The organism is Massilia sp. TWP1-3-3 (assembly GCF_049897805.1).
Lineage (GTDB): Bacteria > Pseudomonadota > Gammaproteobacteria > Burkholderiales > Burkholderiaceae_D > Telluria_A.
In genome coordinates, this window is sequence record NZ_JAFCWX010000001.1 from 197,648 (window position 1) to 217,041 (window position 19,394).

18 protein-coding genes are annotated in these 19,394 nt (G+C 63.2%); 4 read left to right on the plus strand and 14 right to left on the minus strand.

The features are described from left to right. Positions 1-269 precede the first annotated feature (269 nt). The 8 genes from ACP7D4_RS00915 to ACP7D4_RS00950 all read right to left on the minus strand — a co-directional run bounded on the left by ACP7D4_RS00915 (position 270) and on the right by ACP7D4_RS00950 (position 6,937). A complete protein-coding gene (locus tag ACP7D4_RS00915) occupies positions 270-1,358 on the minus strand; it encodes an enoyl-CoA hydratase/isomerase family protein (protein WP_426103431.1) in 1,089 nt (362 codons plus the stop codon). A 93-nt stretch (positions 1,359-1,451) separates the two neighbouring features. Next, a complete protein-coding gene (gene hpf, locus ACP7D4_RS00920) occupies positions 1,452-1,805 on the minus strand; it encodes a ribosome hibernation-promoting factor, HPF/YfiA family (protein ID WP_426103430.1) in 354 nt (117 codons plus the stop codon). Between the two features lie 70 nt (positions 1,806-1,875). Next, positions 1,876-3,360 (minus strand): RNA polymerase factor sigma-54, encoded by a 1,485-nt coding sequence (locus ACP7D4_RS00925; protein WP_426103429.1) that lies wholly within the window; start codon positions 3,358-3,360, stop codon positions 1,876-1,878. 13 nt (positions 3,361-3,373) lie between these two features. Continuing rightward, positions 3,374-4,132, minus strand: a complete 759-nt coding sequence (gene lptB / locus ACP7D4_RS00930; protein WP_426103428.1) for an LPS export ABC transporter ATP-binding protein — start codon at positions 4,130-4,132, stop codon at positions 3,374-3,376. Further along, positions 4,129-4,734: a lipopolysaccharide transport periplasmic protein LptA gene (lptA, locus tag ACP7D4_RS00935; protein WP_426207539.1), complete on the minus strand. Its 606-nt coding sequence runs from the start codon at positions 4,732-4,734 to the stop codon at positions 4,129-4,131. The genes lptB and lptA overlap by 4 nt, the downstream gene beginning before the upstream one ends. Then, positions 4,731-5,327, minus strand: coding sequence for an LPS export ABC transporter periplasmic protein LptC (gene lptC, locus ACP7D4_RS00940; RefSeq protein ID WP_426207540.1), 597 nt, complete (start codon positions 5,325-5,327; stop codon positions 4,731-4,733). Before lptC ends, lptA begins: the two co-directional genes overlap by 4 nt. Positions 5,328-5,384: 57 nt before the next feature. Further along, positions 5,385-5,915: a KdsC family phosphatase gene (locus ACP7D4_RS00945; RefSeq protein ID WP_426103425.1), complete on the minus strand. Its 531-nt coding sequence runs from the start codon at positions 5,913-5,915 to the stop codon at positions 5,385-5,387. Further along, a complete protein-coding gene (locus ACP7D4_RS00950) occupies positions 5,915-6,937 on the minus strand; it encodes a KpsF/GutQ family sugar-phosphate isomerase (protein WP_426207541.1) in 1,023 nt (340 codons plus the stop codon). The genes ACP7D4_RS00945 and ACP7D4_RS00950 overlap by 1 nt, the downstream gene beginning before the upstream one ends. Positions 6,938-7,022: 85 nt before the next feature. On the opposite strand from ACP7D4_RS00950, the gene ACP7D4_RS00955 reads away from it, so the two are divergent. Further along, positions 7,023-9,008, plus strand: a complete 1,986-nt coding sequence (locus tag ACP7D4_RS00955; RefSeq protein ID WP_426103423.1) for a monovalent cation:proton antiporter-2 (CPA2) family protein — start codon at positions 7,023-7,025, stop codon at positions 9,006-9,008. 111 nt (positions 9,009-9,119) lie between these two features. Here the strand turns inward: ACP7D4_RS00955 and ACP7D4_RS00960 are convergent, their stop codons facing one another. After that, complete coding sequence (locus ACP7D4_RS00960; protein WP_426207542.1) at positions 9,120-10,259, minus strand: DUF484 family protein; 1,140 nt, start codon at positions 10,257-10,259, stop codon at positions 9,120-9,122. Positions 10,260-10,373: 114 nt separating this feature from the next. Further along, positions 10,374-11,225 (minus strand): MOSC domain-containing protein, encoded by an 852-nt coding sequence (locus ACP7D4_RS00965; RefSeq protein ID WP_426103421.1) that lies wholly within the window; start codon positions 11,223-11,225, stop codon positions 10,374-10,376. A gap of 174 nt (positions 11,226-11,399) precedes the next feature. Between ACP7D4_RS00965 and ACP7D4_RS00970 the strand changes: the two genes are divergently transcribed. Further along, positions 11,400-13,076: a hypothetical protein gene (locus tag ACP7D4_RS00970; RefSeq protein WP_426103420.1), complete on the plus strand. Its 1,677-nt coding sequence runs from the start codon at positions 11,400-11,402 to the stop codon at positions 13,074-13,076. Positions 13,077-13,176: 100 nt separating this feature from the next. On the opposite strand, the gene ychF is transcribed toward ACP7D4_RS00970, so the two are convergent. The 3 genes from ychF to ACP7D4_RS00985 all read right to left on the minus strand — a co-directional run bounded on the left by ychF (position 13,177) and on the right by ACP7D4_RS00985 (position 16,186). Beyond that, positions 13,177-14,268 (minus strand): redox-regulated ATPase YchF, encoded by a 1,092-nt coding sequence (ychF, locus tag ACP7D4_RS00975; protein ID WP_426103419.1) that lies wholly within the window; start codon positions 14,266-14,268, stop codon positions 13,177-13,179. A 112-nt stretch (positions 14,269-14,380) separates the two neighbouring features. Beyond that, positions 14,381-14,932: an HD domain-containing protein gene (locus tag ACP7D4_RS00980; protein ID WP_426103418.1), complete on the minus strand. Its 552-nt coding sequence runs from the start codon at positions 14,930-14,932 to the stop codon at positions 14,381-14,383. Positions 14,933-15,097: 165 nt separating this feature from the next. After that, complete coding sequence (locus ACP7D4_RS00985; protein ID WP_426101421.1) at positions 15,098-16,186, minus strand: patatin-like phospholipase family protein; 1,089 nt, start codon at positions 16,184-16,186, stop codon at positions 15,098-15,100. 71 nt (positions 16,187-16,257) lie between these two features. On the opposite strand from ACP7D4_RS00985, the gene ACP7D4_RS00990 reads away from it, so the two are divergent. Together ACP7D4_RS00990 and ACP7D4_RS00995 are read left to right on the plus strand one after the other, a co-directional pair. After that, a complete protein-coding gene (locus ACP7D4_RS00990) occupies positions 16,258-16,782 on the plus strand; it encodes a hypothetical protein (RefSeq protein WP_426101423.1) in 525 nt (174 codons plus the stop codon). A gap of 173 nt (positions 16,783-16,955) precedes the next feature. After that, complete coding sequence (locus ACP7D4_RS00995; RefSeq protein ID WP_426207543.1) at positions 16,956-18,797, plus strand: DUF3857 domain-containing transglutaminase family protein; 1,842 nt, start codon at positions 16,956-16,958, stop codon at positions 18,795-18,797. A 3-nt stretch (positions 18,798-18,800) separates the two neighbouring features. On the opposite strand, the gene pth is transcribed toward ACP7D4_RS00995, so the two are convergent. Next, positions 18,801-19,385, minus strand: a complete 585-nt coding sequence (gene pth, locus ACP7D4_RS01000; protein WP_426207544.1) for an aminoacyl-tRNA hydrolase — start codon at positions 19,383-19,385, stop codon at positions 18,801-18,803. Positions 19,386-19,394: the final 9 nt, after the last annotated feature.

A 19,394-nucleotide genomic window follows, 5' to 3' on the forward strand; every position in this document is an offset into this window, starting at 1 on the left:
GTGCGTCCTCAGTGGGCAAAGCAATGAAATGATCACTTGCCGGTGTCTGACCGGTAGCGTTTTGGCGAACGAAACGGGCCAACGTGCATCCGGAATAGGGCGACGGTAGCGGCCCTTTATAAAAAAGTTGCGAAACTTTCGGAGGCCCGTCAGCGGCCCCACTACCCCCGTCAGGTTTGACCACTTTGGTTCCTTAGCGAGCTGATTCAGGTTCAACCCTAGCGGCGAAATTGCGTGGAAAACGCCGACATTGCCGTGTCTTTACAGCATCACCCTTGCAAATGCCGCAGCGGGTGCGCGCCAGCCGGCCACACCGGCGTAAAAAAGCGTTCGACCATCTCACCACTCACTTCGTCCAGCGTGCGCGGATTCCATTGCGGCGCATTATCCTTGTCGATGACCAGCGCGCGCACGCCCTCCAGCACTTCGCCATGCTCAAAATTGTGGCGCACCAAGGTGCGCTCCATGCGCAGGCAGCTGGAAACGTCGAGCCCGGCACCGCGGCGCAGCAGTTCGCGCGTCACGCACATCATCAGCGGCGAGCGCTGGGCCATGGCCGCATGGGCTCTTTGCGCAAAGACGTCGCTGTCCCCCGCCAGCGATTGCATGATGGCCGCCACGCTTGGCGCACTGAAATGGTGGTCGATCCGGCTGCGCTGCGCTTCCAGTTCACTGGCGCCGGCGAACCCCGCATACGGCGCGGCAAAATCTGCGATCATGGCGCGCAGCTCGGCCCCGGGCGTGCTGTCGATGCGTGCGGCCAGCGCGGCCATCTGCTCTTGCGGCACGAACACGTCGGCCAACCCCGCGTACAGGGCGTCGGCCGCGCCGACCGTCAGTCCGGTCAGGCCCAGGTAGTTGCCCAGCTGGCCAGGCGCGCGCGACAAAAAGTAGCTGCCGCCCACGTCCGGAAACAAGCCGATGTTTACTTCCGGCATCGCCATCTTGGTCTTCTCGGTGACGATGCGGATACGGCAGTCGGGCCCGCCCTGCGCAATGCCCATCCCGCCGCCCATGACCACGCCGTCCATCAGCGCCACGTAGGGCTTGGGATAGAAATGGATCAGGTGATTGAGCGCGTATTCTTCGGTAAAAAAGTCTTCCAGCAAGGCACTGCCGCCCATCGGGCTCTTGCCGCCCACCTCATGGAAAAAACGGATGTCGCCGCCGGCGCACAGCGCCTTGGGGCTGCTGCTGCCAAGCACGACCGCATCGACGGCGTCATCCGCGCGCCAGGCCTGCAGCACCGCCGTCAAGTCGCGCACCATCTGCAGCGACAGCGAATTAAGCGCTTTGGGACGGTCGAGGGTGATGATGCCGGTACGGTTGGCAACGCGGGTCTGGACGTATTCGCTCATGGAAGGCTGACAATAAATGGATAGACCCATATTTTAGCCTCCGCAGATGCAAAAAGGGCGCCGCAGGCGCCCTCGTGTCAAGAATCCCGGGCCTTAGATGGCTTCAGGGAGTTCTTCTTCAGGCAGGTGCTTGATGGCCTGGTGATTATGGTCCTGGACCTTGTCCTTGTACTTCATGACTTGACGGTCGAGCTTGTCGATCAGGGTGTCGATAGCGGCGTACAGGTCATGCGACAGGCTTTCTACATACACGGTCTTGCCCGACAGGCGAAGGTTGATTTCAGCCTTTTGTCGTTTTTCTTTTTCAGTCAGGTTATCCACGGTGAGGATCACGGCAATATCAATCACGTGATCGAAATGGCGCTTGACGCGCTCGAGCTTGGTTTGTACGTATTCACGGATGGCTGGGGTCACTTCGAGATGATGTCCGCTAATTGTGAGATTCATACACACTCCTAATAATGGTGTCACTTTCCGTTCGTGCGCGGCGCGCAGAGGAACGGCATAAAAATGCCGATTACAGACACTTCCTGAGGCTGACGGGCGGGATTTTGAGCGCTTCGCGGTACTTGGCAACGGTGCGGCGAGCGATGACCATACCCTGTTCCCCCAGCATGTCCGCAATCTTACTATCGGATAATGGATTTTTAGGGTCTTCTGCTCCTGTCAATTGCACGATGAGTGCACGAATCGCCGTGGAAGATGCTTCTCCCCCCGCTTCGGTGGCGACATGGCTACCGAAAAAGTATTTCAACTCAAACATGCCATGCGGGGTCAGCATGAATTTCTGAGTTGTTACACGAGAAATAGTACTCTCGTGTAGACCAAGTGTATCAGCTATTTCGCGCAGCACAAGGGGACGCATGGCTACCGCGCCATGGCTGAAGAAATTGCGCTGGCGCTCAACAATAGCCTCGGAGACACGCAAGATGGTGTCGAAGCGCTGGCGCATGTTTTTGATCAGCCACTTCGCTTCCTGCAACTGGGCGCCCATCTGGCCTTCGCCCTTGCCCTGCTTGAGCAGGCTCGCGTACATATTGTTCACGCGCAGGCGCGGCATCACGTCGTTGTTGAGCGAGACCGACCAGCCGCCCTTGGCCTTGCGCACAATCACGTCCGGGACCACGAAGTCCGACACATCGGAGGCGAACACGGCGCCCGGGTGCGGATTGCAGCGGCGGATGATGGTCTGCGCCTCGCGCAAGTCTTCGTCGTCGCAGTCGAGCGCTTTTTTCAGCTTGTTGAATTCACGCTGGGCGAACCAGGTCAGGTGCTTTTCGACGATGGCCAGCGCCATGCGGCGCGTCACCAGCGGCACGCCGCGCATGGCGCGAATCTGCAGCGCCAGGCACTCGGACGCATTGCGCGCGCCCACGCCGACCGGATCAAAACTTTGCAGCAGCGACAGCGCGGTCTTGAATTCATCGAAATCGATCTCGAGTTCTTCGGGCATGCGCGCATGGATTTCTTCCAGCGTCTCGGTCAGGTAGCCGTTGTCGTCGAGCGCGTCGACGATCAGTTCGACCAGCGCGCGGTCGCGCACTTCGAGCACCAGCACGCGCATCTGTTCCATCAGATGCTCGCGCAGGGTGGTCGCGCTGCCCTCGAGCTGCGGGCGCGAATCTTCGTCGTCGCTGCTCTTGGCGCGGCCCAGGTCACCCCACTCGCCGTCGTTGTCGTTGTTGTTGTCGTTGTTGCTGGCAGCTTCCCCCTCGGGTGCATCGGCGCTTTGGCCTTCGGCCGGCGCCGGTGCATCCTGCGCGCCCGGTTCGGGCGGCGCCTCGGCCGGCGTGGCGCTGCTGCCGATGGCGCCGTCGGCCAGCAGGCGCACCGAATGGTCGAGCGGATCGTCAAGCCGTTCGAGCAGCGGATTGTCGGTCAGGAGCTGTTCGAGTTCCTGGTGCAGTTCGAGCGTGGACAACTGCAGCAGGCGGATCGACTGCTGCAGCTGCGGCGTGAGCGCAAGGTGCTGCGAGGTGCGTAGTTGCAGGGATTGTTTCATCGGTTTGACCTGCTTACATCCGGAAGTGCTCACCCAGATAAACGCGGCGTACCGATTCGTCTGCGATGATGTCGTCCGGACGGCCAGAGGCCAGCACCGCACCCTGGTTGATGATGTAGGCACGGTCGCAAATGCCGAGCGTTTCGCGCACATTGTGGTCGGTGATCAAAACGCCGATGTCGCGCTCCTTCAGGAACCGCACGATGCGCTGGATCTCGATCACGGCGATCGGATCGACCCCGGCGAACGGTTCGTCGAGCAGCACAAAGCGCGGATTGGTGGCCAGCGCACGCGCGATTTCCACGCGCCGCCGCTCGCCGCCCGACAGCGACATGGCCGGGTTCTCGCGCAGCTTTTCGATCTGCAGGTCATGCAGCAGCGTGTCGAGCCGCTCCTTGAGTTCTGGTTTGCTCAGGCGCTTGCCGTTGACCTTTTGCAGTTCCAGCACGGCGAGGATGTTTTCTTCGACCGTCAGGCGCCGAAACACCGACGCTTCCTGCGGCAGGTACGACAGGCCGAGCGCGGCGCGCCGGTGAATCGGCAGGCTGGAGATATCCACGCCGCTGATGTCGATCGAGCCGGCATCCGACGGCACCAGGCCCACGATCATGTAGAACGAGGTGGTCTTGCCGGCGCCGTTGGGCCCCAGCAGGCCGACTACCTCGCCGCATTCAACCTGCAGCGATACGTCGCGCACGACCAGTTTTTTGCCGTAGCTTTTCTGCAGGCCGCGCACGATCAGCGTGCTGCCACAAGCTTTCGGTTCGATCATGGCATGCCCGTCGGAGCTGGCGTGCCAGTCGGCCCCGTTGGCGCAGTTGGCGCGGTTGGCGCCGGCGCGGCGCGCGGCTTGCGCGGCGCGATGATCAGCTGGCCGCGGCCCTCGCCCGGCTTGCTCGCGCCGCTGGCGTCGTTACGGGCGGTGAATACCTCGCGCATGCTGTCGTACGAAATGAATTCGCTCTTGATTTCGTCGGTCATGGTGCTGCCCTCGATCTGGCGGATATGCGCGCTGCCGAACAGCTTGACGACGCCGCTGCGCTCGTCGTATTCGATGCGCTGCGCATTGCCTTCGACCCACAGCTCGGGGCCGCCGTCGCGCTTTTGGCGAAACGTCGCCATCTTGCCGGGCACGCCCGTGAGCGTCACCTGCATGTCTTCTTCGGGACTGGTCTTGATCACCGCTTTTTCAGCGCGCAGCACCAGCGTGCCCTTAGTGACGACGATGTTGCCGGTAACGATGGTGACCTGGGCGACTTCGTCCACCAGCAGCGTGCCGTAGTCGATTACCGCGCGCTTGCCGGCGTCGGCTTTCTCGGCCGAGGCGCCCAGCGCCACTAGGCCAAACACTGCAATTGCTATTATTTTTTTCATTTTCTACTGCCCTTGGGTGGAACGATGATCTGGCCACCGCCGGCAAACTGCACCTGGCGCGTGGCGTTGTTGGCCTTCATGCCGACGCCGGTAATGGTGTTGGCGCCCAGCGCCATGTCGACCCGCACGCGGGACTCCATGCGGTCTTCTTCCGGAAACACGGTCAGCGCTTCGGTGGTCATGTGCATCAGGCGCGCCATAGGCGAAGCGGGGCGAAAGACGTCGACCTTGCCCAACAGGTCGACCTGGTCGTCCGCATGCCGCAGGCGCGCTGTGTTGGCCTTGACGGTCATTGGACTCTGGCCGGGCGCCAGACTTTGCAGCATGGGCTGCTCGACGTCCGAGACGTCGCCCAGCGGACGGTGGGTCAGCTTGGCGCCGTAGAACAGGTAGCGCGGCTTGCCTTCGGGCGTCATGCGCACGAAACTGAATTTTTCAACGATGTAGTCAGGCTCGTTGCCGGCTGCGGCCGGATCGACCTGGCCGTCGCCGCGCTGCATCACCTGCACCAGCCAGAAGCTGCCCAAGGCGGAGAAGATGAGCGCCGTGATGGTCAGCAGCAGCGGCCAGCGATGGGCGGTGCGCTTATCCATGGCGGCCCCCGCCCCGCAGGCATGGGTCCCGCAGGCCTGATTCCTGATTCTTGCCTGTCACGCGAAATACGGCGCCAGCGCCGCCTCGTACGTGCCCTGCGCGCGCATCACCAGGTCGCACACTTCGCGCACGGCGCCGCGCCCGCCGCCGGCGCGCGTGACGTAATGGGCGCGGTGTTGCACCTCCGGGTGCCCGGTGGGCACAGTGACCGCAAAGCCGACCTGCAGCAGCAGTGGCAGGTCGATCACGTCGTCGCCGATATAGCCGCACTGCTGCGCCGTCAAGCCGGTCGCTTCCAGCAGTCTGGCAAAGGCGATGCGCTTGTCGTGGATGCCCTGGTGGACATGCATGATGCCCAGGTCGGCCGCGCGCCGCACCACAATCGGCGACTCGCGCGCGCTGATGATGGCGGTGGCCACGCCGCTTTTTTGCAGCAGCTGGATGCCCAGGCCGTCGAGGACATTGAAGGTCTTGGTGGTTTCGCCATCCGGGCCGTAAGTCAGGCTGCCGTCGGTGAGCACGCCGTCGACGTCGAAGATCATGACCTTGACGGCCGCAGCGCGGCGCATGTGTTCGAGCTGGTTCATCAGATTACCTTTGCGCGCGTCAGGTCGTGGATGTGCAGGGCGCCGACCAGGCGCCCGTCGTCGTCCACCACCAGCATCTGGTTGATGCGAAACTGCTCCATGACGGCCACCGCGTCCACCGCCAGCTGTTCGGGGCGCACGCGGCGCGGTTCGGCATGCATGACGTCGCGGATCGTGATCTTGGTGAAGTCCTGGACTTTCTCGATCAGGCGGCGCAAGTCGCCGTCGGTGAACACGCCCACTGGACGCTGGTCGGCGTCGACGATGGCGGTCATGCCCATGCCCTTTTGGGTAATTTCGAGCAGCGCGGCGGCCAGCGGCACATCGGCCGTCACCATCGGCACGTCCGAGCCGCTGCGCATCACGTCCTTGACGTGGGTGAGCAGGCGCCGGCCCAGCGCGCCGCCCGGGTGGGAGCGCGCAAAGTCTTCTTCCTTGAAGCCGCGCGCGTCGAGCAGCGCCACGGCCAGCGCGTCGCCCAGCGCCAGCGTGACGGTGGTGCTGGCCGTTGGCGCCAGATTGAGCGGGCACGCTTCCTTGGCCACGGAAACGTCCAGGTGCACGTCGGCCAGCAGCGCCAAACTTGATTTGGGGTTGCCCGTCATGGCGATCAGCGGCGCGCCCATGCGCTTGACGATCGGCAGGATCGACATCAGTTCGGCCGTTTCGCCGGAATTGGAAATGGCGATAAAGGCGTCCTTGGGGGTCACCATGCCCAGGTCGCCGTGGGCAGCTTCGGCCGGATGGACAAACATGGCCGGGGTGCCGGTGGACGAGAGCGTGGCGGCGATCTTGCGGGCGATGTGGCCCGACTTGCCGATGCCCGAGACGACCACGCGCCCGCCGCATTCGAGCAGCATGGCCACTGCCTGGCCGACGCTGTCGTCGCCGACCAGCCGGTCCTGCAGCGCGTGCATGGCGTCGGTTTCGATTTCCAGCGTTTCGCGCGCCATCGCCATGGCGCGCTCGACGACGTTTTTGTCAAAAGCTTTCAGCATTGTTTTTTCATCGGTTACACTCATGGAAGCAGTATAAACGAATTGCGAAAGCAAAAAACTTGCCAGACGCAACAAATAGCGTTTTACCCCTCCACGTCAACGGCATAGCATGGTTTCAGGACTTGAACTTACCCTCTTATTGCTAGGCAGTGCGGTGCTCGGCGTGGTCGCCTTCCGCATGCTGCATCTGCCGCCCATGCTCGGTTATCTGGCAGTTGGCATCCTGATTGGCCCGCACGCGCTGGGCCTGGCCGAAAACAACCATACCACCGAAACGCTGGCCGAATTTGGCGTCGTCTTCCTGATGTTTTCCATCGGCCTGGAGTTTTCGCTTTCCCAGCTGATGGCCATGCGCCGCATCGTGTTCGGGCTGGGCATGGCGCAGGTGGTGCTCACGATCGCGGCCACCATGCTGTTCGGGTGGCTGCTCGCCACCCAGCTGCCGGCCAGCATTCGCATCACGTGGCAGGCCGCCTTTGCGCTGGGCGGCGCGCTGGCCATGTCGTCCACCGCCATTGTCGTCAAGATGCTCACCGAGCGGCTCGAACTGGAAAGCGCGCATGGCCGCAAGATCATCGGCATCTTGCTGTTCCAGGACCTGGCCGTGGTGCCGCTGCTCATTCTGATTCCATCGCTGGGCAAACCGGCCGACGAACTGGCGGGCACGCTGGCCTTGGCGGGCCTGAAGGCGGTCTTTGTGCTGTTGCTGCTGCTGTTCATCGGCCAGAAGATCATGCGCAAGTGGTTCACCATCGTCGTCAAGCGCCGCTCGCAGGAGCTGTTCATGCTCAACCTGCTGCTCATCACGCTGGGCGCGGCCTGGATCACCGAGCGCGCCGGCCTGTCGATGGCGCTGGGCGCTTTCGTGGCCGGCATGCTGATTTCCGAAACCCAGTACCGGCACCAGGTGGAAGAAGACATCAAGCCGTTTCGCGACGTGCTGCTCGGGCTGTTTTTCATCACGGTGGGGATGCTGCTCAATGTGCGCGTGGTGCTGGAAAACTGGTGGCTGGTGCTGATTTTGCTGTGCGGGCCGGTAATGGTCAAGTTCGCGCTGATCGCCGCGCTGGCCAAGCTGTTCGGCGCCTCCGACGGCACCTCGATTCGCACCGGCCTGGGCCTGGCGCAGGCCGGCGAATTCGGCTTCGTGCTGCTGACACTGACCGCCGACGCCAATCTGATCGACCCGTTCATCATCCAGCTGGTGCTCGCCTCGATGGTGCTCTCGATGCTGGCCGCGCCATTCATGATCGAGAAAGCGGACATGATCGTCATGAAGATTTCGTCCAACGAATGGATGCTGCAGTCGCTGCAGCTGACCCAGATCGCCACGCGCACCATGGCCAGCCAGAAGCATGTGATCGTGGCCGGCTTCGGGCGCAGCGGGCAAAGCCTGGCCACGCTGCTGTCCGAGGAAAAAATCGCCTACCAGGCGCTCGACCTGGACCCGGAGCGGGTGCAGGAAGCGCAGGCGGCCGGCGCCCACGTGTCATACGGCGACGCGGCGCGCCGGGAGAGCCTGATCGCCGCTGGCGTGTACCGCGCCAGCGCGCTGGTGATCACGTATGCGAGCACGCCGTCGGCGCTCAAGGTGCTGCACCTGGTGCACGAGCTCGCACCCGCGCTGCCGGTGATCGTGCGCAGCCATGACGACACCGATCTGGACTTGCTCAAAAAAGCCGGCGCCGCCGAAGTGGTGCCCGAGGCGCTTGAGGGTAGCTTGATGCTCGCCTCGCATGCGCTGGTGATGATGGGCGTGCCGCTAAGGCGCGTGGTGCACCGCGTGCAAAGCGCGCGCGACGAGCGCTATGCGTCGCTGCGGGGCTACTTTCACGGCGCGAGCGATATCGGGGACGATCCGGAGCATACCTATGTGCGGCTGCATTCGGTGACGCTGCGCGACGACGCGGGGGCGGTCGGCAAGCGGCTCGAGGAACTGGCGCTGCATGAGGTGGGCGCCGAGGTGACCACGATCCGGCGCGGCAAGGAGCGGCTGGAGGTGACGCCGCGCACGGAACTCAAGCTGGGCGACGTGGTGGTGCTGCGCGGCTCGGCCGAGGCGGTGGACCGGGCTGAGGGGCGCTTGCTGCATTAGACAACGTGATGCAGGCATGGCGCAATGCGCTGCGCTTTTGCGCCCTACGGGTTGCGGGCGGCGGCCGATTTTTCGAGTTTTGATAGCCGATTTTGCGCCGTCGTGACGGCGCTATGCCCGTTCGGGGTGGTACGCGATGACGCGGTTGCGGCCGGCCTGCTTGGCTTTGTACAGCGCAGAATCGGCCTGCGCCAGCAGCACCTGGGCCACGCCTTCCACCGGGTTTTCGCGCGCAAAGTCGTCCAGCGTCGCCACCCCGATCGAGACCGTGACCGGCAGCGACAAGCCGCACGTCAGGTCAAAGGCGCGGTCGGCGATGCTGGCGCGGATGCGCTGCGCCACCATGCTCGCGCTGTCGAGCTCGGCGTCGATCAGGAGCACCACGAACTCTTCGCCGCCAAAGCGCCCCAGCGCGTCGGAGACGCGCAATTCATCCTTGATGCGCGCCGAGATTTCGCGCAGCACTTCGTCGCCGCCCTGGTGCCCGACGGTGTCGTTGACGGTCTTGAAGTGGTCGATGTCGATGTACATGACCGAGATGCGGTAAGCCTGGCGCCGCGCGCGCGAAATTTCTTCGATCAGGCGCCGGTCGATGTAGCGCCGGTTATACACGCCGGTGAGCGAATCGGTCAGCCCGATGTACTTGAGCATCTCGTTGCTGATTACGTTCTCGAGGCAGATCGCGATGATCGACGCCATGTGCTCGACAAAGTCGGTGCCCATCGACGGCGTGAAGCGCACCGGATCGAGGCTGCCCAGATTCAGGCTGCCGATCAGCCGCTTGTTGCGCAGCAGCGGCACCAGGGCAATGCTTTGCAGGCCGGCGGGAGGGTGAGGGAACATCGGCTGGTGGGTGGCGGGAATGTAGGGGCCGAGCATCGGCTTGGGCGGGCCGGTGTGCTCGCTGCGCGACGGCACGAAGCCAAGCGCCCCGCTGGCGGCTACAAACACCAGGTGCGGGAAGTCGGCGAAATCCACGCCCAGCTTGTTCATGACGGTGCGGATGTCTTCGCCTTCGTCGACCAGGCTCAGGGTGACGATATCGAGCTCGGAAATCACCGGCAAGCTGCGAAAGATGGTGGTGATCAGGGAGGGAAAGCTGTCGGAACCGACGATCTCCAGGTCGAACGCCTGGTGCCGGCACATGATGCCGTGATTGCGCTCGGCCTGTTCCATCATGTAGGCCATGCTGGCGCGCAGCGATTCGTTTTCTTCGGCCAGGTCGCGCGGTAAAGCGCCCGCATCATGCATACAGATCCTTCCCTTGTTCCGTGTTCATACTTAGCTCAACGTTACGCCAATTGCCGTACCCGACCCATATTATGCCCTGCCCCGCCTACGGCGAGCGTTTTGCATTCTTTTGCCTTAAAAGGCGAGCGTCATGGTCGCCGCCTGGCCGACGTACAAGCGCTCGCCGTCGCCCTGGGTGACGATGCAGTTCATGCCAAAGCAGATGGCGCCATCCAAGGCCGGCTTGGCGCGGTAGCGGCTCAAGATATCGAGCGGATCGGGACCGGCCACGCCGGTGCCCTGGTCGACCGAGGGAATCGGGCAGCGCGGGCAGGGTTTGACCGGTTTCAGGTGCGCCTCGCCCAGGGCGAACAAGTCGGCGTAGTCTTCCTCGAAGGCGTCGATGCCGTCGATGACAAGATTGGGACGGAAGCGGTTCATGGGCAGTGCATCGCGCCCGGCTGCGGCCAGCTTTTCGTTCAAGTCAGCCAGCGAGGCCGAACCGATCACCAGCAGCGGGTAGCCGTCCGAAAACAGCGTCGGCGCTTCGACGCCGCCGGTCCACTTGGTGCTGGTCAGGCGCGTCACGCTGGGGTGAAAACGCACCAGCCGGCACGCCACGCCGATTGCTTTCGAAAACCAGGCGGCGGTGGTCTCGTCGCAGTCGTAGGCCAGCCAGGTGTCATCCCACAGCGTGACCTGGCGCGTTTTCTCGTGCTCCGGATCAGGCAGGCCGAGCGGAATTTCCAGGCGCAGCATGCCGGACGCGCGCAATTCGAGCGTGTCGGTTTTCAGGCGCGGCACGATCAGCGCCATGCGCGGATGCTCGCGCTGGGTGAGGAAGACGCCATCCTCGCCCACCACCATCCACTCGCGGTCGTAGACGGCATCGACCGACAGGCCGGCGCTGGTCAGCGTTGCTTCGCGCACCGAAATGCCGGCACAGGACTTAACAGGGTACAAGATGATTTCCGAGAGAATCGCCATGCTGTTTCATTCCGTAAAGATAATGGCGGGTAGTATGCCTCGCAAATCCAATTGCCGCCAGTCCTGGCAGTCCTGGTAACCCCACAGCCATTCTGCGCAGAAAATTGGGAAAAGAACAAAAAACCGTTTAGTATCTGCAATATTAAATTTAAATACACTTTTACCGGGGACTTCATGCTCAAACTTCAACATTTTGCCGCCGCCAGCGCCCTGCTGGCGCTATCGGTCACGCCGGCAACGCAGGCCGCGGCAGCGGCGCCCGCCGGTTTGAAGAGTGCGCTCGCCGACGGCAGCATCGGCCTGCTGCCGGTGCAGAATTTTCGCCTGACGGATGGCAAGTGCGCCGACTGCGCCACCTTGCCGCAAGCCTTATGGTACTTCAAGGACGATGTACTGGCCGTGCCCCAAAGCGCGCAGCCCATGTCCGGTTATGCCGCGCATGCCGCCAATATGCAGGATGTAAAGGAATGGTCGGCCACGCTGGGTGCGGCCACGCTCGCCCATCCGCCCCTGGTGTGGCTGGGCGCGCCCTATCTGTTCGACGACGTGACGCTGCTGCCCAACGGGCGCGAGGTGCGCGCCGCGGACGGCAGCCTGAACGCGCTGCACCTGGCATCGAAAATCCCGACCAATCTGTCGTACTGGAATGAAAAGACGACGGCTTACTTTGCCAAGCGGCCGCTGCGCATGCGTGGCAGCATGAAGGATGTGGCGGGCACACCGACCTTTGTGGCGCGCACCGTCTGGCCCAAGGATTTTGCCATCGATGCCGCCAGCATGCCGGTGCGCCCCTTTGCTGCGGGCGAGAGCCTGACCTCGTTCGTGCAGGAAGCGGGCGGCGGCGCGGCCAGTGCGTTTTCGACGCGCCTGCTGTGGGAGCGCAGCGCCGGCCAGGGCCGCCAGTGGCAGGACAAGCCGGTCATCGGCATCATGCTCAACGGCGCGCAGGGCGATGACGATGAAGCCTTCGGCGGGCACTTTGCGGTTGCCACCGGCACCATCGGCCAGCAGGGGCAAATGTCGGACTGGGTCGTGAACAACTTCTACAATCTCGATTCGTTCAGCGAAAAAGGGATTGTCGCCGCGCCCGTCCCGATGGACAACTACCTGATGGACTTGAACAGCGGGCAGCAGTATTACCGGCCCTCGTACATGCTGGTGGCGGTGCTTGGAAGTGCGCGCACGGCCGTGGCCTACCAGGGCGGCGTGCAGCGCGTCTTCAACCATTTTTACAAGCACGACTTCACTTACCGGCATGCGGCGGCCAATTGCGCCGGCATCAGCGTGGATGTGTTCAAGGCCCTGGGCTGGAATATTCCGCAACGGGGTGCGACCAGCAGCCTGAAGGCAATCGGCGCCTATGGTTACCTGTCGGCCAAGGACATGAGCCTGGCGAGCGGGCGCAAGATCTACGATTACTTGACCGAAGAGCAGACGCGCCTGTATCCGGCGGTTGCCTTCGACGCGGCCGGTACGGACCTGATGCAACTGGTCGGCGCCGGCGCGGCCAAGCCGGTGCGCGAACTGACCGGCTTTGAAAAGCAGTTGCGCGACGACGTCGAAGCGATCGTGCTGGTGCGCATTCCGCAAATTCCATCGAGCCGCGCGATGGGCTCAAACCCGATCTTTTCGTTCGACGAATTCATGGCCCGCACCCCGCCCGACCAGAAGGACTGGAAGATCGTGCCCGTCGGTCCGCGTCCATTTCCAGCCGAACTGCGGGGCGACACGCCGCTGGCTGCCGGACCAAACCCGGTGCCTCTGCCGGTGGCGGGGATCGCGGCCGTTGGCGTGATCGGGATCGGCGCGTTCATGCGCCGGCGCAGGAATGGCAAGGCGAAGCGCGGCTAAGGGCGCGTCGACTTGAGCGCTTGGGAAAATCCACTCCCACCACAACAAAAAAGCCGCGAATTTTCGCGGCTTTTTAATTGTGCACAAGTACTGGCTGCAATCAGACGTTGAACAGGAAGTTCAACACATCGCCATCCTTGACGACATATTCCTTGCCCTCGGCGCGCATCTTGCCCGCCTCCTTGGCGCCGCTCTCGCCCTTGAACGCAATGAAGTCGTCGTAGGCAATGGTCTGGGCGCGAATGAAGCCGCGCTCAAAATCGGTGTGGATCACGCCGGCCGCCTGCGGCGCGGTGTCGCCCACATGGATGGTCCAGGCGCGCACTTCCTTGACGCCGGCCGTAAAGTAAGTCTGCAGGCCCAGCAGTTTATAGGCGGCGCGGATCAGGCGATCCAGTCCCGGCTCTTCCATGCCCATGTCGGACAGGAAGGCGCCTTTGTCGGCGTCGTCCAGATCAGCGATTTCCGACTCGATCGAGGCGCAAATTGCTACCAGCGGCGCGCCCTGGCTCTTGGCGTATTGCGTGAGCTGGTCGAGCAGCGGGTTATCCTTGAAGCCCGTGTCGGACACGTTGGCCACGTACATGGCCGGCTTGGCGGTGATCAGGCACAGCGGCTTGATCAGCAGCAACTCTTCGGCGTCCAGGCCCATTGCGCGTACCGGCTTGGCGTCGTTCAGGAACGGCATCATGCGTTCCATGACGGCCAGCAGCTTGGCCGCATCCTTGTCGCCGGAGCGCGCTTTCTTGTTTTCGCGGTGAATCGCTTTTTCAACGGTGCCCATGTCGGCCAGCGCCAGCTCGGTCTGGATGACTTCGATATCGTCGAGCGGGCTGACCTTGCCGGCTACGTGGATCACGTTGTCGTCTTCAAAGCAGCGCACCACGTTGACAATGGCGTCGGTCTCGCGGATGTGCGATAGAAACTGGTTGCCCAGGCCTTCGCCCTTCGAGGCGCCCGCCACCAGGCCGGCGATGTCGACGAATTCGACAATGGCGTTGACCATGCGCTCAGGCTTGACGATCGCCGCGAGCGCATCCATACGCGGATCCGGCACTTCGACCACGCCCACGTTCGGCTCGATCGTGCAGAACGGATAATTCTCAGCCGGAATGCCGGCCTTGGTCAGCGCATTGAAAAGGGTGGACTTGCCGACGTTAGGCAGGCCGACGATGCCGCATTGCAGACTCATGGGAAAACTTTCTAATTCGATTGACGATGGGCGCTACCAGCATACGCGACCCTGAACCCCATATTGTAACTCGGAAGGGACCTCGCGCCCAATTTCGGCGGCTCGCCCGCCTTCAGAGCAAGGCCCCGTATGCTGCAATCTTGTCGGCCAGGCGGGCCGCAAGCCGAGGGCTGGCCGAACCGAGCGCATCGAGGATGGTACGCGCCTCGATCTTGTATTGCGCGACCTTGTCGGCGTTCCAGTAAAACGGCGGATGATACAAATTGGCGATGCGGTCGGCCAGCTTCACTGCCCAGACCTCTTTCGGCTCCAGTTGTATGCGGCGCAGGGTGTCCTGCATGCGCAAGGCGCTGGTGCCGAGCTGCGCATCCTTGCTCAAGGCTTGCACGCCGCGCGCCACTGCGATGCCGAACCGGTCACGCACGTCGTCGAAGGTGGCGTTCGTATCTTCGATCACGTCGTGCAGCAATGCGCACTGAATGGCCAGGCCGGCATCCCATCCCGCTTCGCCGCCTATGCCCCAGGCCACTTCGGCCGCCACGCTGGCCAGGTGGTTGATGTAAGGAATTTGCTGGTCAGCACTGCGCCCGCCGTAGGTCTGACCCATGTGCTTGAGCGTTACGTATTCCCACGCGCGTGCATAGGTGTCGATATCGGCAGTCATTATTTCCTTTCGATGTGGAGCTCGGTTGCTCGGCCAACCCGGCCATGGAAGCGGTCCACCCAGTATGCACCATCGAAGCTGCACTGGCTGATGAGCCGGCGGTGCATGCCCGCTCTCGACCAGCCGCCGTCGCCCCCCCCCCCCCCCCCGAAATGCCCTTGACCGTCACAGGGGTTTTACGCGCGACATGTCGTTTTTCACGGCAAAGGCGGCGAAGTCGTCGCGCAGGGCTTGGCCCTGGATGATCGCCTGTTGCCAGTTGGCGTGGCGCAGGTCGTGATCGAGTCCGTAATGCTTGAAATCCTGGCGGTCGGGCAGTTTGCCGCGCGGCAGCGAGCGCAGGAATTGCCTGGTGGGCGCCACGATCAGTACATTGTCGAGCCAGCCGCGGTTGGCGCCGCGCGCGGTACGCCGCCACGCCATGGCCTTGTCCAGCCAGCCCGGAACGATGTGCTCGCTGAAATGGGGATACAGCACCAGCTCGCCCGGTCCCAGGCGCGAATATGGCAGCGCCAGATTGTAGTCGATGATGCCGCCATCCCAATACGTGCCCGGCGGGGCGCCGGCAAGGCCGCGCACCGGTTTCATTACGAGCGGCAAGGTGCCCGACGCGAGCAATGCGGCGCCCAGGTTGCCTTCGCTAAGTTGCGCGAAATGGGTGGTGAAGTTGTCGAAGCGCGGCGCCAGCCACGCCGGAGCGCCCGGCCCGCTGCTGAGCACGACGCGCTCGAGCATGTGCGCCAGGCGCTTGCGCGAAGCGGCGTTGAGCAGCGTTGCCGTGACGAAGCCGGCAACTTCGGCGCGCCGATGCGCGGGCGCGGCCAAGGCGCGCAAGCCGCGCACGGTCAGCAGATGCAGGCGATGCTGCGGATGGTTGACGACCTCTTCTTCATAACCGCCGACGAAGCTACTCAGCAATTGCCGGCAGACGTCGTCGATTTCCTGCGGCGACGGCGTCAAGCTGTGGTAGCGCTGGCCGCAATACACATCCCCCAGCCGCGCAAAGGCGGCGACCGGGTCGGCATGGCAGGCGGCGGCCATGCGCCAGGCGCCGATGGACGAGCCGATCAGCGCGCGCTCGCGGGGCGCCGCCGCCAGCCAGGTGCCGAACAGGTATTGGTCGAGGGCCTGGAAAATGAGCCCCTTGGGCCCGCCTGCGGCGGCCGGTACAATGGCGACGTCGGCGGCCCGCAGGCCGTGGGCCTGCAAGTGGGCCAGCGCGCGCGGGCCGGCGTGAAAGGAAAGTGCATGCATTGCCGGATTATCCCGGCTGAGCCCGCAATCGTCCAGTCGGCGTTCCATCCACAGCTAACCGCGGGAAATCAATGAAAAAGCTGATCGTTATTTTGCTCGTCCTGTTGACCGCATGTTCGAAAGTTTCTTCCGCTCCCCCTGAGCAGCCCGATCTGGAAGCGGGCCTGATCAAGGCGCTCAGTCTCAATCCGAGTACCCGTGACCGCCTCGGCGACTCGGGCCAAGCGCTGCAGGCCTACATCAAGGCGGGCTACCTGGACTTGAAGCCGGCGCAACGGGCCGACTACACGGACTACCGTGTGTTCAAAAAGCCGGCAACGCTGATGGGGCACACGCTCGTCATCGTGGAGGAAGAATACATGACCCGTTTTATTGGCTGCTGCGTGAGCCCAGGCGTCGGCGTGACGGTTCGCCTGTCCGGCAGCAGCGACAATCTGGAAAAGTTTGCCGACAAAAATGGCTGCGCCTTCATCGCACTGGAACATCCTCAAGCGGAATTGTCAACCTTCGGCATCAAAGCAAGTTTTCCGAAAGGAAAATATGCGTCATTAAGTTGCAGAGAGCGCGACGCCCTGGCTGATCCGGACAAACGCTGATGGGGTAACAGCGGCGGGGTAACAGCAGCGGGGTAATAGAAGCGGGGCAAAAGCAAACCACGCATTCACGAAAAAAAACAGCACCCGGTATCGCGCGCTTGCGTGCGCGCATGGGCAGGCCTCAAGGGCCTGCGTACCATGCACGTTTGCCTCACGCCTTGCCGGAGATTTTCATGCCACTGCGCCTACTTGCGGTCCTGTTCTGCCTGCTCTACTCCTTGCGTGCCGGGGCGGCGGACGACACCGATCCCTCGCTCGTGATCGACAGCTACGTCCAGCAGTACACGGTGGCCACCAACGGCGGCTACCGCATGACGGTGGATCATGCCAAGACCATCGTACAGGCGCGCGCGGTGCAGGAACACAGCCAGTATTACATCAGCTACAACCGCGCGCTCGACGTGGTGGAAACGATCGACGCCCATATCCGCAAGCGCGACGGGCGGCGCGTGCCGGTAGCATCCGCGCAGATCAAGGACCAGCAGGAGGCGGTGTCCAGCGACGCGCCCATGTTCCAGGACACGCGCCTGAAAATCATCGTGTTCCCCGGCATTGAAGCAGGCGACCAGCTGGTGGTGCACTACGTCGTGCGCCGCCACACGCCGCTGTTTCCCGGCCACTTTGAAGACCTGTCGTTTTCGCGCTCCTTTGCCAATCCGCACTTCCAACTCATCTACGATATGCCGGCGTCGATGCCGCTGTATGCCGACGCGGTCGGCTTCGCACCCGTCCAGCTCGCCAGCGCGCCAGGACGCAAGCGCTACCAGTGGCACTACATCGACGGGCCCAACCCGCGTATCGAAGACGGCTCGGTCAGCTATCTCGACTACGGCAAGCGGCTGGCGGTATCGACGTTTCCGGGCTATGGTGCCTTTGCGCGGGCCTACGACGCGCGCTCGGCCGGCCAGGCGCGCGTCACGCCAGCCATCGCCGCGCTGGCGGCGCAGCTGGTGGCACACTTGCCCGACCCGCGTGCGCGCGCGCTGGCGCTGTCGGACTGGGTGCGCAAGCATATCCGCTATGTGGGCGTGTATGTGGGACCGGGCGGCGTGGTGCCGCATGCTGCCGCCATGGTGCTGGCCAAGCGCTACGGCGACTGCAAGGACCATGCCATTTTGCTCGAGTCGCTGCTGCGCGCGGCCGGCATCGAGAGCAGCGCCGCGCTGGTCAACAGCGGCAATGCCTACCGCCTGCCGGCCACGCCCACACTGGGCATTTTCAACCACGTGATCACCTACGTGCCGGCGCTCGATCTGTTCCTGGACTCGACGGCCGAATCAATTGCCGCGGGCTACTTGCCGATGGGCGTCATGGATAAACCGGTGCTGCTGGCCAAGACGGGAACGCTGACACGCACGCCGTCGCGCCAGCCGGAGCGCAACCGCAGCTTCACCTGGTTCGCCATCGACAAGGATGGGCGCAGCAGTTTTAGCATGGCGAAAATCAACGCGGGCGCGGTGGCCGAACCGTACCGGCAGGCGGTGCGCGACACCAAGGAAGCTGACCGCCGGCTGTTGGTCGAACAGATGCTGCAGGGACTGGGGCAACGAGGCGAAGGGGTGTTTGATGCTGGCAAGCTCGACGACAGCGGCGACGAATACAGCATGCGCCTGAGCGGCAACAGCGACAATTTCGCCAGCCTGCCGGGGCCGGTGGGGCTGCCGACCAGTTTCAATTTTTGGGGCGGGCTGGGCGAGACGGTAGTTGCTTTTGGCCAGGAGCGCGCGCGTACGCAAGACTTTGTGTGCCCCGCCTTTGACACGGAAGAGGAAACGGGCTTTACCTTTCCTGACGGCATACGGATCATCGCCATGCCCAGGCCGGTGGCGCTGCACGACGCCAATCTCGACTACAGTGCGCGCTACACGCTGCGCGGCAACGTGGTCGTCGCGCAGCGCCGCGCCACCTTCCGCCATGACGGCATGGTGTGCACGGCGGCCGAGTACCAGCGCATGCAGCCGCTGCTCAATAGCATGATCGCCGACCTGAAAAGCCAGGTCATCATCGGCGACTAGGCCCTAGGCAGTATGCAACTGCATGGTTGCGGTGTCGAATTTACCTTCGACCGCCAAGGGCAGCACGCGCAGGCATTTTTCGATCGATTCCTCGATCAGCACTTGCTCTTCCTTGCGCGGACGGTGCAGCACATAGTCGGCTACTGGCTGCTGCGAGCCCAGCGTGCGCGGATGGCCGATGCCGATCCGCATGCGCCAGTAATCCTGTGTGCCGAGCGCGGCGGTAATATCTTTCAGGCCATTGTGCCCGCCGGACGAGCCGCCCTTCTTCATCTTGACGATGCCGGGCGCAAGGTCGAGCTCGTCGTGCACGACCAGCACTTCGTCGGCGTTGATCTTGAAAAAGCGCGCCAGGCCGCCCACCGACTGTCCGGAGCGGTTCATGAAGGTTTGCGGTTCGAGCAGCCACACTTCCTGGCCCTTGATCACGCTTTTGGCGACCAGGGCGTTAAAGCGCGACTCGCGTTGCAAGCGGCAACCCGGCAAGCTGTTGGCCAGGTTGTCCACCAGCCAGAAGCCGGCGTTGTGGCGGGTCAGTTCATATTCGGCGCCGGGGTTGCCCAGGCCGACGATCAGGCGAATTGGCATGTTCTTGTC